Below are 15087 nucleotides of genomic sequence, written 5' to 3' on the forward strand. Positions count from 1 at the left end.
AAATTTATCCTTATTTTTTACAATTTGTTTTTATGTTAAAATTGACGAAATTTTTATGTTCAAAAATATATACGAGAATATTTATGGAAACAATATCGACCCCATCTTCACGCCGTCCTCCTACGTTATCCCATAATGCATCGCCCATTCCCTTTTCAGATCCTTTTTCTGCACCCACGACTAGTCCGCCTCTACCAGAGAGGATACCTTCTCAGGATAAGAAAAAAGAAACTAAATCCTCAGTTATCACAACAATAGCTTTTGCCATTTTAGGATTGATATTCTTCGCAAGTGGAATTCTCACCGCTTGCCTAGGTGGTTCGCTAACAATCTTTATTCCTCTATTTATACTTAGCGCTATCTTTATAGTTTTGACATTGTTGTATTTTGTAAAACACCTAAAAGAGCCTGTGATCCGAGAGCCTCCCCTCGTACCTCACTCTCCTAAAATTACTCCTCCAATCACTCCTGAACCCTCTCCTAAGTTCTCTCCTAAACCATCTCCTAAGCCGCTAACCCCAGAAGTAGAAGCACTAACACCTCCAACTCCACCTAAAACAGAGGATAGAAAAAAACTGACCTGGAATCCTAATATACAGTACCCCGCAAAATACGATTACTCGGCTCTTCATAATTTGCTAAAGCAGTTATTCTATCTAGATCCAACAACGAACCCTGGAGATCGTAGGTATCCAGATAAGCTAACATGTGTCCGCATGAGAGCTAAAGAAAAACCTGCTGTCAGTTTTCATTGCTTCAAAGGACACTTTTCTAGTGATGAGATTCTAAATAAAGAGTCGGGAGCTATTGTTATCGTAACACATTCTAGTATGGATTCCTCTATGACAGTAGGAAGAGCGACTGCTGTTTCCGCATGTTTAAGAAAAACGTGTTGGGAAGCGATCAAAAACAGCATTCCTTCTTCAGAAAAAAAATTGGCTATAGGTTCATGCATTTCTGGCTCTTGGACTATAGAAAAGGGAGACTCCCGTTATGCCTCTCACCTGATCTTTATTAACCCCCCTACATTAGAAACTCTTATTCGCGAAAAAATACGCCGAGCAATTGCATTGACAGATTTTAGTATGAAAGAAGCTTTCTCTAATTTAGTGATGGCTTATTTGCAGTGTTTTGACATCTGCATAGAGAATAATCTTACAAGTATACAGTTAGAAGTATTGGGATTAAATAACCTAAGCAGAGATCAAGAGGAATATTCTACGTGGGAGTATTGTTGCCACTTGGCTCTTATGGAAGCCTTGCGAATTTTATTGGCATCCGAAAACTCTCTGGTTAATATTTCCGTAAATAGTCCAACCGAATTACCAATGAAAACGGGATGCCAGGCGCTCTTCCGCAGTAAAAAATCCTAAAAATAGAAGGATAAAAGTAATGAAATCAAACTAGAATTCTATGAGACTCTTAGCAGCTTGTAAAATAGAATCTTTCTGTGGAAGAACTTCATTTTCAAGAATCTTAGAATAAGGAACAGGAGCGTGAAGCCCACCAAGACGGCGGATAGGAGCATCTAAATAAGAATATGCCTGTTCAGACATAGTAGCGACAAGTTCACTGCCAAAGCCGCAAAACTCTGAAGCCTCGTGAATCACCAATAACCTGCCTGTTTTCTCTATTGATTTTAGAACCGTAGCAAAGTCACAGGGTACTATAGTACGGAGATCTATAACTTCTATAGAAAGTCCTTGTGTAGCTAACTCCTGAGCAACCTCTAAGCTTAATACCAAGGGCATCCCCCAAGAGACTATGGTCAGATCTTTCCCAGGATGAAGAACAGCGGCCTTGCCAAAAGGGAGAACATAATCGTTAGAAAAAACTGGGCAGGCACTAAAAATACGTCTTTGATACAAGGCTTTATGTTCCAAAAATACTACTGGATTTGGATCTCGAATCGCAGCCTTGAGCAATGCTTTAGCATCAGCAGCATTGGAAGGATAGGCAATTTTAATGCCAGGACAATGTGCTAGAAATCCTTCAATACTTTGTGAATGGTAAGGTCCTCCCTGAATATATCCCCCTGAAGGAGCCCGTATCACTAGAGGAACTTCCCATTCACCAGCAGAACGATAGTAAATGCTGGAGGCCTCTGAAAACAATTGATTGATCCCTGGCCAAATGTAATCCGCAAATTGAATCTCAACAACGGGCTTATGAATCCCGTCTAAGGCCATCCCTATGGCGGTTCCTATGATAGTTGCCTCAGCTAATGGAGAGTTAAAACAACGTTGCGGACCAAATTTCTCTGTAAAATTCCGAGTAACACCAAAGACTCCTCCTTTATCTCCAGCAACGTCCTCACCAAAGACAATCACTCCAGAATCTCGAGTCATCTCTTCTAAGAGAGCTTCGGCAATGGCATCACGCATGACTTTGGGTTCGGACTTACGCAAATTCTGAGCGATTTCAGAATTCTCATAATCAATTAGGGTCTCCGTATGAGGCGAAAAGACTTCATGACTTGTTGATCCCTTGGAAGGAAAGGGAAGGGCTTCGGCAATCTCACAAGCTTTTCGAACTTCTTCTTGAGCTTCAGCCTTGATCTCTTCAACTTCCAGGAAGGACAAACCAAAAATATCGACAGCCTCTCTCTCTAGAAGGATTAAGGGATCCTTATCCATGCATAGTTTAAGATCTAACACCGAGCGGTATTTTTCTTGACTATCGGAATTGCTATGCGAGCCCAAGCGAACCATATCTATTAAAATCAAAGAGGGGACCGAATGTTGACGGGCTTGATTTATTGCAGAAGAAAAGGTTTCGCTAAGAGAAGCATAGTTGCCGCCGTCGACCTCATAGACAGCTAACCCTTGGTAACAACTACCCAAGCGAGCAAGGTCTGCTCCACATTGATCTTCAAAAGGAACAGAAATCGCCCAATGATTATTTTGGATTACTGTAATTAAAGGCAGTTGGTGTAAGGAAACAAAGTTCAACATTTCATGAAATTCGCCTTGTGATGTAGCTCCATCGCCTCCAGAAACATAAACAACTTCGTCAACTGACAAGTTCTTGACAGCCCAAGCACGACCTGCTGCTTGTAAAAACTGCGTCCCTACAACACTGGACTGACAGCAAATACGCAACTTTTTATGAGAATAATGATAGGGCATCATTCTGGCAGAAGAATGATTTAAGGTCATACGAGCAAGAAAAGAGGCAAAGATTTCAGAGAGATCACAACCCAAGCCTATAGGGAATCCCTGATCTCTATAATAAGGGAAGGACCAATCTTTACCAGGAATAAGACTTTTACCAGCAAGAACACCAGCAAGCTCGTGACCTGCGCAAGACAGCTGAAATGTACCACCCGAGCCACTCTGCCTAGAGAGGAGAAGCATCTTCTGTTCAGCAAAGCGCAACTCCCAGACTAGTTTTAAAACATCTCTTATAGAAGAAATAACTTGATTTTGTGTTACTCCCATAGATCTCTCAGTAAAGTCGGTCTCTTCTCCTCCTTATACCGTGAAGTCAGAAAAAAAACCTTTTATTTTATCTAAAAAACTACGCTTCTTGGGAAAGTTTTCTGCTTTTTCTGTAGAGGCAAAATTACGCAAAAGTTCTTTTTGTTCTTCTGACAAATTCTGAGGGGTTTCTACAGAAACTCGAACTAAAAGATCTCCTCGACCTTTTCCATGAACATTAGGAAATCCTTGATTTCTTACTTTTAAAATAGTTCCACTTTGAATTCCTTCAGGGACAGTAAGACGACAAGCTCCCTCTGTTTTTAATAACGTGGGAATTTCTTTCTTCATGCCTAAAGCAGCATCTATAAAACCGATAGGAAGCTCTAGGATCAAGTCATCGCCACGACGCTCAAATACTGGATGGGGCTCTACATCAATAAAGACATAGAGATCTCCAGACGGAGCTCCATTTTGGCCTGCATCTCCGTATCCTTCCATCTTTAAGCGCATCCCAGAATCGACGCCTGCTGGAATATGCACATGCACATTACGTTTATCTTTAATTCTTCCTTGACCGCGGCATGTGGAGCAAGGATCCGTGATAATACGACCTTCTCCACCACACTCTGGACATGTAGATGCCATAGAGAAAAAGCCTCGACTTTGTACGACTTGTCCAGAACCTTTGCAGCGTTCGCAACATTTAATCCCCTGAGAATTGACGGCTCCTTGACCAGCACATGTTTCACAAGATTTGTATCCAGAAACAACAAGCTCTTTCTCAACACCGTGAGCAGCTTCTTCAAAAGTTAAATTGATATGAACTTTCTTGCTTGCTCCTTGACGAGCACCTCCAGGATCCGAGCGCATTCCGAAAGCTTCGCCAAGCCCTCCAAAAAGACCTTCGAAGAAGCTCCCTCCCCCTCCGAACTCTCCGCCGAATGCTCCCATGAAAGTGCGTAAGGCATCTTCCATGTTCCCCATTCCTCCAGCACCGCCAAAACCTCCAGCTCCAGCAAAAGGACCATCCTTACCGAAACGATCGTAAGAATCGCGCTTCTGAGGATCACTCAGAACTTCATAAGCTTCAGAAACTTCTTTGAAGCGTTTTTCTGCTTCCGCATCTCCAGGATTTTTATCTGGATGATATTTAATAGCTAATTTGCGATAGGCTTTTTTAATTTCTTCTGCAGAAGCAGTTTTAGAAATGCCTAAAATCGAATAATAATCCATACCCTAAACACTACCAACTAACACGAGATTGCCAATTAACGACTACGATATTTAGCCGCAGCTTTAGATTTAGCTCGTTTCTTGACAGAAGGCTTGTCGTAAAAGCGATGGGACTTAGCAGCTTTTAAAATCCCCTCTTTATCTATTTTCTTTTTTAAAATGCGTAGAGCGCGATCTACAGGCTCTCCAACTCGAACTTTAACACTGGGCATGCATTACCTTATTACGCAATAAATAACAAATCTCTGGTCTCCTATAAACACAATAATAATCTTTTTACTATGTGCTTTAGAAGAGTCCCGATTGTACCACTACTTCTATTAGGCTTCAAGAGATAGTTGAATTCATCCAGCACCAACAGCATCAAGAAATAGTTAGAAAATGAAAATCAAAAAAGACAGGAATAACTACGATAATCGGGAGAAATCTGATTATTATATTCTAATTCTACAACCATAAGTTGAGAAATCACGTGCCTGCGAATCTGTTCTATAGAGGGAGCGACCTCTTGTAGAACAATCTTATTCGAAAAACTGCTAGCGAAGAGTTGCGGATTAGGAGAAATGACGTGATAATACTTATGAGCGACGCAATATTCAGAAGCCTCTGGATAAGAAAGTAAGGTTCCAGGACCAACGCCTCTTCTTTTTTGACTAAAGCCGTCTTCAGAAATCTCTGAGCTTAAAGTCAGGACTCCCCCGCGTTTCCCCAAAGGAAGCATTAAAGCTTTTTTTTCATCTTTGGATAATAAATATCCTTCCAAAGAGCTATATCCTAATAAAGGTACATTCTTTGCCATGGCCAACCCTTGAGCAAAAGAAATCCCTATGCGTGTTGCAGAAAAGTTCCCTGGACCCAGAGCAACAGCAACTCCCTGAAAACACAAATCATTACTTTTAAAAAGAAACTCTAAAACAATTCCAAGATCTGGACCCACTGGCAAAGACCAATGCTCAAGTACTTTCTGGTTATCCACATAAGCTAAGAACGGATAATATCCAGAAGTGTCTACTATAACATACTTATAGAAGTACATACGTCGAATTTCAATATAAAAAAATAAACTATACCAACAAACCTTTTTTAATCAAATAAAAATATCCAGAAAATGAAATAATTTATTGTTTTATTTATTCAGATCCCCTAAACTTTTTTGCCGATTTAGATATAAAGGTTGAACATGAACTGTGAATTTTTTACGCCAATACACTTCTGTCCTCAATTTTACTCGATTCTCCCCTACTTAGGGAAAGGATCGGGGATTCTTGAAAGGATGTCAAATAAAATTGAGAACTACTTCCATTTAGGCGGAATGAGAAAGATTGTATTTGAAGAATACAACGCTGGCAAATCCTTCCTATACATGGAACAATTTAAAAATATTCCCCTCGTAGAGAAATTAATAAAAATCCTCTCCTATATTTTAATTATCCCAGTAATCTTTATGTTAATTTGTAGAATTATTATTCGCTTCATTCTTGCACGTAAATACGAGGGATCTGGAATTAGAATTAGAAAAGAAGAATTAAAAGACTTCTTTCTTAAAAATAAAGAGAACTTTGTCTTTCCCAAACCCCACCCTGAAGGCTTAAAAAAAATTAAAGAGCTACACGCTATAGCACGTTCTGGAGTTAGCTACGAACAATTATTAGATCGAGGCTTCTCCTTTAACCCTCTAATCTTCGTTTCAATAAAAAAAATGCATCCAGAATTGAAGGCCGATGCTTCTCCAGAGGAGATCCTAAAACAAACTGTTAAGGATACGCAGGATTTAGGATTTTCTTACAATGAATTCAGTTCGAGTTTGACTTTTACTTTTTTTGCATCCTGTCAGAAGTCTTCTGGCGAAACTATTTCAGGAGATACAAGAGCGAGCAATGCATACAAGAATAGTTTAACAAAGGCAATCGAACAACTAGAAAAACAAAAAGACACGTCCCCAGATCTTCTCTATACGACACAACGATTACAATACCTGAACTCATTTGATATTGAAGTTAAAGGAATCAGTCATAGCTTCGGCCTCGTAATTAGAAGAGATTATTTGCAATCCTTCTCTGATGGAAACGTGGATGGAAATTTATCTTTATCTGAGTTCTGAGAGAAAAATTCCCGAATCATCAATAGTAGTTAATATTTGAAAGCCAGTTTGTTACAATATATAAGAATAAAAATTCTGGCCTATGTTTGTTCGATTTTTTCGTCCTCTAGTTTTCTCGGATCAGTCCTTATCTTTTCTTCCTTACTTAGGAAAGGGTTCTGGGACTATTGAAAAGTGTTCGCATATCGTTGATAACTACTTCCATTTAGGAGGGGAAAAATCCGTTATCGTCAAAGGAGTTTCTAGTAACTCCTTTCTATACGTTACTAGGATCTTTCCAATTTCGAATTTTGAAAAAATATTAAAAATCCTCTCCTATATCTTAATTCTTCCTGTAATTCTAACCCTTGTTATTAAGATTGTTTTACGTATCATACTATTCTTTAAGTATCATGGTCTAATCATAGGAGTTAAAGAGGAAGAATTAAAAAAATTGCTTTTGCCTAATACAGAAAACCTGAGCCTTCCTGCAGCATCTCCTGAGGCACTAAAGAACATTCATGCTTTACACACTTTAGTCCGCTCTGGAAAAACTTATAATGAACTTATACAACAGGGGTTTTCTTTCACTAAAACCACTCGGAATCTTCATCAAATTCCCTCACCAAATCGAGATATCGGATTCTCTTATGATAAACTTTTCCCTGGATTTTATTTTCATTCGTTCGTGTCTACCCCAAATGCTTTAGGAAGTGAGCGTGCTCTTAACTACCACCAGGAGAAGCAGAGGGAAATGATTTTTAAATTAAAAAATACACAACCCTATTCTTTTGTCTTCCGATCTCAGTATTTCCCTTTGATTCAAACAGAAAACACAAGCTTACCATTTGGACTTGCGACGCTTGTTCTTTGGAAAATCTCCCCTATACAAAATTAGAAAGTTTCAAAAATAAGATCCTATTTTCTTAATCTCTTGAATAACTTTTAACAGCGGATACAAATTATTTTTTGAAAAAAATAAAAAAAGACGATTTGCCTTAAACGCCAGTCTTTCCTAATCTTTAATCCCTTCTAGATATTTTTTAGAAGTTGTATATATGCGCTAATTGCATTTATTTTGTAATATAGCGAAATATGCAATCTTTAAAATCGCCCCCTCTTTTTAACCCAGAGAAAAGAGCGGTATTTATTGGGGCGACAGACAAATATAGCCGAGCATAAGGACAATTGTGGACTCTACAAGCAACAGCGACTCCCCCATCTTAGATCCAAATCCAGAAGATGTTGAAAAGCTTTTAGATGAATCTGAAGAGGAATCCGAAGATCAATCTACTGAGCGTTTGCTTCCTTCTGAGTTATTTATCCTTCCGTTAAATAAAAGACCATTTTTCCCAGGCATGGCTGCGCCCATTCTGATTGAATCTGGTCCTTATTACGAAGTATTAAAAGTCCTAGCGAAGTCATCCCAAAAATATATTGGTCTGGTCTTAACCAAAAAAGAGAATGCCGACATTTTAAAAGTTAATTTTAACCAGATGTATAAAACTGGGGTAGCAGCAAGAATACTCCGTATCATGCCAATCGAGGGCGGTAGTGCCCAAGTCCTTTTAAGCATTGAAGAACGTATACGCATTATAGAACCTGTTAAAGACAAGTATCTCAAAGCTCATGTTTCTTATCATGCAGACAATAAAGAGCTTACAGAAGAGCTAAAAGCTTACTCTATTAGTATTGTCTCTGTTATCAAGGACCTTTTAAAACTGAATCCTCTGTTTAAAGAAGAGCTTCAGATTTTTCTTGGCCATTCAGATTTTACTGAACCAGGTAAGCTTGCTGATTTTTCTGTTGCTCTAACGACAGCAACACGGGAAGAGCTCCAAGCAGTCTTAGAAACAACGAATATGCATGATCGCATTGATAAAGCACTGATCTTACTAAAAAAGGAACTAGACTTAAGCCGTCTACAGAGCAGCATCAATCAAAAAATCGAAGCTACGATTACAAAAAGCCAGAAGGAATTCTTCTTAAAAGAACAGTTAAAAACGATTAAAAAAGAACTGGGTTTAGAGAAAGAAGACCGCGCTATTGATATAGAAAAGTTTTCAGAAAGGCTAAGAAAGCGTCATGTCCCTGACTATGCTATGGAAGTCATTCAAGATGAAATTGAAAAACTTCAAACTTTAGAAACTTCTTCTGCGGAATATACCGTATGCCGCAATTATCTGGATTGGCTAACCATCATTCCTTGGGGCATACAAAGTAAAGAATATCATGACTTAAAAAAAGCAGAAGTCATCCTTAATAAGGACCACTACGGTCTTGATGAGATTAAACAACGCATTCTAGAGTTAATTAGTGTAGGCAAGCTTTCCAAAGGATTAAAAGGAAGTATCATCTGTCTTGTAGGCCCCCCAGGAGTTGGGAAAACAAGTATAGGGCGCAGCATTGCTAAAGTCCTCCATAGAAAGTTTTTCCGTTTCTCTGTAGGAGGGATGCGTGATGAGGCGGAGATTAAAGGTCATCGCCGCACCTATATTGGAGCTATGCCTGGAAAAATGGTACAAGCTCTCAAGCAAAGCCAAGCTATGAATCCTGTCATTATGATTGATGAGGTAGATAAAATTGGTGCTAGTTATCATGGAGACCCAGCCTCTGCTCTGCTAGAGGTTTTAGATCCTGAGCAAAACAAAGATTTTCTCGATCACTATTTGGATGTACGTGTTGATCTATCTAATGTACTATTCATTCTGACGGCTAATGTTCTAGATACAATCCCTGATCCTCTTTTAGATCGCATGGAGATTCTCCGACTTTCTGGTTACATTTTAGAAGAGAAGTTTCAAATTGCGAAAAAGTATCTGGTTCCCAAAGCACGCAAAGAAATGGGTTTAACAGCGAGTGAAGTAAATTTCCAACCCGAAGCTTTAAAATACATGATCAATAACTATGCACGAGAAGCTGGGGTACGTACTCTCAATGGCAATATCAAAAAAGTACTAAGAAAAGTAGCTTTAAAGATTGTTCAAAATCAAGAAAAAGCTAAATCTAAGAAGATTTCTTTTAAAATCTCTTCGAAAAACCTACAGACCTACTTAGGCAAACCGCTATTTTCTAGTGACCGCTTCTATGAATCAACTCCTGTAGGAGTAGCAACAGGACTTGCCTGGACTTCTTTAGGGGGAGCCACTCTATATATAGAAAGCGTGCAAGTTTCTTCGATGAAAACAGACATGCATCTTACAGGTCAGGCTGGAGAGGTCATGAAGGAATCTTCTCAGATTGCTTGGACCTATCTTCACAGTGCTCTCAGTCGGTATGCTCCAGGTTATACGTTCTTTCAAAAATCTCAAGTGCATATCCATATTCCTGAGGGAGCCACCCCTAAAGATGGTCCTTCTGCAGGCATTACTATGGTTACCTCTCTCCTTTCCCTGCTATTAGAAATTCCAGTAGTAAATAATTTGGGAATGACTGGAGAAATCACTCTAACAGGCCGTGTTTTAGGTGTAGGAGGTATTCGAGAAAAGCTGATTGCAGCTCGAAGATCGCGATTAAACATCTTGATTTTCCCTGAAGACAATCGTAGAGATTACGAAGAGCTTCCTGGATATCTAAAAACAGGCCTAAAGATACATTTTGTTTCTCACTATGATGATGTTTTCAAAGTTGCTTTTCCCAAGGTAAAATAATAAACCGAGTGCAATCTACGTTTCAAAAGTACTTTTTTATACGCACTAAGGTACATTTGATTCGTATAAAAAAGTCTGTATATTTACAAAGAGACCTCGAATACATAAGCTGTTCTTTCGTACAGCTTTAATCTAAATTTTGCTATGCCTAATCTTATTCCAAGCCTTCGTCACTCACGCTCTTCTCATATCCATGACCCTCAACAAATTCAACCAATAGCTCGATCTAAATCTGTTAAAGAGATTTGCGAGATTGCCTATCTAATCATCCTGTGTATTCTCAGCCTCCTAGTTGTTACGGGAGCTATAACGATAATGTTTTCTGACGTAGGAATGCCTATTTGTTTAATCTCACTAGCACTCCTAATCCTTATGTCGATTTTCAATCCATGTCTTGTTCGTTGGATATTCACAAGAGAACCGAAAGAACTTCCAAAAGAAGATGAAGCTCGATCACAACCTAAAAAATCCGCTACTAAAAAAGCTATCCCAGAATCATCCCAAGATCATCAGGACACTAAAACCTTGAAAAACATCTTAAGAAAGCAATTAGAAAAAGGAGTAGGCTATGTAGCGAACAAATTCAAAGGCAATGAGGAGCCTGAATCAAAAATCTCTCAACAACAGCTGAAGCATAGGCAAATCAGGCGCGCTTCTGAAATCGAATCTAGTGATTCTTCCCCCAAAAGCCCTCCCAAAGCTAGGTTAGCACCCCTCAGTCCCAAGATCTCTAGCACTGCCAAGACAAAAATCCCGAAAAAGAAGAAAACCAAACGCTTCTCGCATGGAATCCAAGGCAATAAAGAAGCCCAGTCTAGAAAAAAAAGACCTACAGTTACGCAAAAAAAAGAATCAAAGCTTATTGAAAATCAAAATTCAGAAAGTGAGAGCTCTCCTTCTTCATCTCCACCACCTATGCAACGAAAATGCATATTACCTTGGTTCTACAAATCATCTTCCCATCCTTCTGAAGTTGTAGACAATAGTAATGAAGAAAAAAAAGAAAAATAAGATTTTAAATGATAAAAAAAATGTCATTCAAAAGTTATAGTGGAGTATATAATTTCAATTAGTTTATTCTATGAATTTTTCTTAAAGTAAATCCTTATGAGTTCCAGAGAGTTAATTATTTTAGGGTGTTCGAGCCAACAGCCTACGCGAACACGTAATCAAGGAGCCTATTTGTTTCGCTGGAATGGTGAGGGCCTACTTTTTGATCCTGGTGAGGGTACGCAGCGGCAATTCATCTTTGCAAATATTACTCCTACAACAGTAAATAGAATTTTTGTCAGTCATTTCCATGGAGACCATTGTTTGGGTCTAGGTTCCATGCTGATGCGGCTTAACTTAGACAAGGTCTTCCACCCTATCCATTGTTATTATCCTGCTTCAGGAAAAAAATATTTTGACCGCTTACGCTACGGCACTATTTATCATGAAACGATCCAGGTAATTGAGCATCCTGTCTCTGAGGAAGGGATTGTTGAAGATTTCGGTAGTTTTCGTATTGAAGCACGACGACTCCAACATCAGGTAGACACCCTAGGATGGAGAATCACTGAACCAGACACGATAAAATTTCTTCCTGAAGAACTGCTATCTCGAGGCATTCGTGGTGCGATTATCCAGGATCTCATTCGAGACGAACAAATCTCCATAAACGGTTCTACAGTATATCTTAGTGATGTTAGCTACATTCGCAAGGGTGATAGCATTGCTATTATTGCTGACACTCTGCCTTGCCAAGCTGCTATAGATCTCGCAAAAAACAGTTGCATGATGTTATGTGAAAGCACGTACCTTGAACAGCACCGCCATCTTGCTGAAAGTCATTTTCATATGACTGCAAAACAAGCAGCCACTCTTGCGAAACATGCTAAAGCACAAAAATTGGTTCTCACTCACTTCTCTGCACGCTACTTAAATCTGGATGATTTTTATAAAGAAGCTTCGGCTATTTTCCCTAATGTTTCCGTAGCACAGGAATATCACAGCTACCCCTTCCCTAAAAATTCTCTTCTAAATAATAGATAGCTTGAAAAGAATAGTAAACGCTAGCCTAACTTTAAAGGAAAGTGTTCTATAGTCTTTATTGTAAGGTAAAGAGAAGTTATGATCGCCTCTATCTATTCATTCTTAGACTATTTGAAAATGGTCAAAGGTGCCTCCCCACACACATTAAGAAATTATTGTTTAGATCTTAACGGGTTAAAGAATTTTTTAGAGAAACATGGAAACCTCCTTCCTTCACCTCCTCTAAAGCTAACGATAGAAGACCGTACAGTTGCTGATCTTCCCTTTTCTTTATTTACGAAAGAGCACATACGCATGTATGCCGCAAAACTTATAGAAAATGGCAAGGCTAAGCGAACGATTAAGCGCTGTCTCTCTTCAATTAAAAGTTTTGCGAATTACTGTGTTATTCAAAAAATTCTTTTGGAAAATCCCGCTGCAACTATCCAAGGGCCTCGCCTTCCCAAAGAACTGCCATCCCCTATGACCTATGCGCAAGTCGAGATACTCATGGCCACTCCTGACCTTGCTAAATATCACGGACTCCGTGATCGCTGCCTCATGGAGCTTTTCTATAGTTCAGGTTTGAGAATTAGTGAAATTGTCGCTATCAATAAACGGGACTTAGATTTAAGTACCCACCTCCTTCGCATACGCGGTAAAGGAAAGAAAGAAAGAATTATTCCTGTCACATCTCATGCCATACAATGGATACAAACCTATCTTAACCATCCAGACAGAAAGCCTTTAGAACGTGATCCGCAAGCGCTCTTTCTCAATTGCTTTGGGACTCGGCTTTCCACACGATCTATAGACAGAAAATTTCAGGAGTATCTCCGACGTTCTGGACTTTCAGGACACATCACCCCCCACACCATCCGTCATACTATAGCAACCCATTGGCTAGAGAGTGGTATGGATCTAAAGACAATTCAAGCACTTCTTGGTCATAGTTCGCTAGAGACAACAACTGTCTATACCCAAGTTTCTATAAAGTTAAAAAAACAAACGCACCGAGAAGCCCATCCTCACGCTTAAGAGAAGAAGGCAAAGCTCTTGTACTCTAAGAAGCACTTTGTTATGCTTTTTGCTATGAGCATAGTATTAGATAAAATTGGCAAATCTTTGGGCACTCGAATTTTATTCGATGATGTGTCGGTAGTTTTCAATCCTGGAAATTGCTACGGTCTTACTGGTCCTAACGGGGCAGGAAAGTCTACGCTTCTAAAAATCATTATGGGAATGATAGAGCCTACAAAGGGTTCGATTTCTTTACCCAAAAAAGTTGGAATTCTACGCCAAAATATCGATAGCTTTCATGATGTGACTGTTCTAGATTGCGTGATCATGGGGAACGCCCGTCTTTGGGAAGCTTTACAACGTCGTGACGATCTCTATCTACAAGAGTTTACTGATGCTATTGGAATGGAGCTTGGTGAAATTGAAGAGATCATCGGGGAAGAAAATGGCTATCGAGCGGATTCAGAAGCCGAAGAACTATTAATAGGCATTGGTATTCCTAGCGAGCTGTTTGGTAAGAAAATGGCTCTGATTCCTATAGACCTACAGTTTCGGGTTCTTCTCTGCCAGGCACTCTTTGGTCATCCTGAAGCTCTTCTTCTTGATGAGCCAACAAACCACCTCGATCTCTATTCGATTAATTGGCTAGGAAACTTTTTAAAGAGTTATGAAGGTACTGTCATTGTAGTAAGTCACGACCGTCATTTCTTAAATACGATTACCACACACATTGCTGACATTGATTACGACACGATTATTATCTATCCTGGCAACTACGATGACATGGTAGGGATGAAAACCGCATCTCGCGAACAAGAAAAAGCTGATATCAAATCTAAAGAGAAGAAAATTTCTCAGCTCAAGGAGTTTGTAGCTAAATTTGGTGCTGGATCACGAGCAAGTCAGGTGCAATCTCGATTAAGAGAGATTAAGAAACTTCAGCCACAAGAACTAAAAAAATCCAATATCCAACGTCCCTACATTCGTTTTCCTGTATCTGATAAGTCACCAGGAAAAGTTGTATTATCCCTAGAAGGGGTTACAAAAAGTTATGGAGACCACCAGGTAATCCATTCCTTTTCTTTGGAGATTTATCAAGGAGACAAGCTTGGCATTATTGGAAACAATGGTCTAGGCAAAACTACATTAATGAAATTGCTTGCAGGCGTTGAGGCCCCTTCTTCTGGAGTGATAAAGCTAGGACACCAAGCGATATGTTCATACTTTCCCCAGAATCATAGTGATGTTTTAGCCGATTGTGGTCAAGAGACCCTATTTGAGTGGTTACGCAATCGGAAGACAGGCATTAATGATCAAGAAATCCGTAGTGTTTTGGGAAAAATGCTCTTTGGAGGCGATGATGCTTTCAAACAGATCCAAGCGCTATCTGGGGGAGAGACTGCTCGTCTTCTCATGGCGGGGATTATGTTAGAAAATCATAATGTTCTTCTTCTTGATGAAGCTAACAACCACCTAGACCTAGAGTCTGTTTCTGCCCTTTCTTGGGCTATCAACGATTATAAAGGCACAGCAATTTTCGTCGCTCATGACAGGGGCCTTATTCAAGACTGTGCTACCAAATTATTGATCTTTGATAAAGATAAAATTACATTCTTTGATGGGACTATGGCAGACTATACTGCGAGCCACAAGCAATTACTCTAAACAT

Annotated in this window: 12 protein-coding genes; 8 read left to right on the plus strand and 4 right to left on the minus strand. The window is 39.4% G+C overall.

Annotated features, from left to right (window positions below; genetic code table 11):
- Window positions 1-83 precede the first annotated feature (83 nt).
- Window positions 84-1373 (plus strand): hypothetical protein, encoded by a 1290-nt coding sequence (locus CMV32_RS00840; RefSeq protein ID WP_100934059.1) that lies wholly within the window; start codon window positions 84-86, stop codon window positions 1371-1373.
- Window positions 1374-1403: 30 nt separating this feature from the next.
- Here CMV32_RS00840 and CMV32_RS00845 read toward each other — a convergent pair whose 3' ends face one another.
- From CMV32_RS00845 to CMV32_RS00860, 4 genes are all read right to left on the minus strand, one after another.
- Window positions 1404-3440, minus strand: coding sequence for an alpha-ketoacid dehydrogenase subunit alpha/beta (locus CMV32_RS00845; protein ID WP_100934060.1), 2037 nt, complete (start codon window positions 3438-3440; stop codon window positions 1404-1406).
- Between the two features lie 33 nt (window positions 3441-3473).
- Window positions 3474-4655: a molecular chaperone DnaJ gene (gene dnaJ / locus CMV32_RS00850; RefSeq protein ID WP_100934061.1), complete on the minus strand. Its 1182-nt coding sequence runs from the start codon at window positions 4653-4655 to the stop codon at window positions 3474-3476.
- 35 nt (window positions 4656-4690) lie between these two features.
- Window positions 4691-4867 carry a 30S ribosomal protein S21 gene (rpsU, locus tag CMV32_RS00855; protein WP_010882681.1) on the minus strand — a complete coding sequence of 59 codons (177 nt, stop codon included), beginning with the start codon at window positions 4865-4867 and terminating at the stop codon, window positions 4691-4693.
- A 176-nt stretch (window positions 4868-5043) separates the two neighbouring features.
- Entirely contained in the window at window positions 5044-5691 is a 648-nt protein-coding gene (locus CMV32_RS00860; protein ID WP_100934062.1) for a tRNA threonylcarbamoyladenosine biosynthesis protein TsaB, read from the minus strand.
- A 144-nt stretch (window positions 5692-5835) separates the two neighbouring features.
- Here CMV32_RS00860 and CMV32_RS00865 point away from each other — a divergent pair, with 144 nt between their 5' ends.
- From CMV32_RS00865 to CMV32_RS00895, 7 genes are all read left to right on the plus strand, one after another.
- The gene (locus tag CMV32_RS00865; protein ID WP_100934063.1) at window positions 5836-6756 is read left to right on the plus strand and encodes a DUF648 domain-containing protein; all 921 of its coding nucleotides are present in this window, start codon (window positions 5836-5838) and stop codon (window positions 6754-6756) included.
- Window positions 6757-6838: 82 nt separating this feature from the next.
- Entirely contained in the window at window positions 6839-7633 is a 795-nt protein-coding gene (locus tag CMV32_RS00870) for a DUF648 domain-containing protein (RefSeq protein ID WP_100934064.1), read from the plus strand.
- 292 nt (window positions 7634-7925) lie between these two features.
- On the plus strand, window positions 7926-10385 hold the full coding sequence (gene lon, locus CMV32_RS00875; protein WP_100934065.1) for an endopeptidase La: 2460 nt from the start codon (window positions 7926-7928) through the stop codon (window positions 10383-10385).
- A gap of 144 nt (window positions 10386-10529) precedes the next feature.
- Window positions 10530-11396, plus strand: a complete 867-nt coding sequence (locus CMV32_RS00880; protein WP_100934066.1) for a hypothetical protein — start codon at window positions 10530-10532, stop codon at window positions 11394-11396.
- Between the two features lie 96 nt (window positions 11397-11492).
- Window positions 11493-12419: a ribonuclease Z gene (locus CMV32_RS00885; protein ID WP_100934067.1), complete on the plus strand. Its 927-nt coding sequence runs from the start codon at window positions 11493-11495 to the stop codon at window positions 12417-12419.
- Between the two features lie 78 nt (window positions 12420-12497).
- Window positions 12498-13436: a tyrosine recombinase XerC gene (locus CMV32_RS00890; RefSeq protein WP_100934068.1), complete on the plus strand. Its 939-nt coding sequence runs from the start codon at window positions 12498-12500 to the stop codon at window positions 13434-13436.
- A gap of 54 nt (window positions 13437-13490) precedes the next feature.
- Window positions 13491-15083: an ABC-F family ATP-binding cassette domain-containing protein gene (locus CMV32_RS00895; protein WP_100934336.1), complete on the plus strand. Its 1593-nt coding sequence runs from the start codon at window positions 13491-13493 to the stop codon at window positions 15081-15083.
- Window positions 15084-15087: the final 4 nt, after the last annotated feature.

It is taken from the genome of Candidatus Chlamydia corallus, assembly GCF_002817655.1.
In the GTDB taxonomy this organism is placed as follows: Bacteria; Chlamydiota; Chlamydiia; order Chlamydiales; family Chlamydiaceae; genus Chlamydia; species Chlamydia corallus.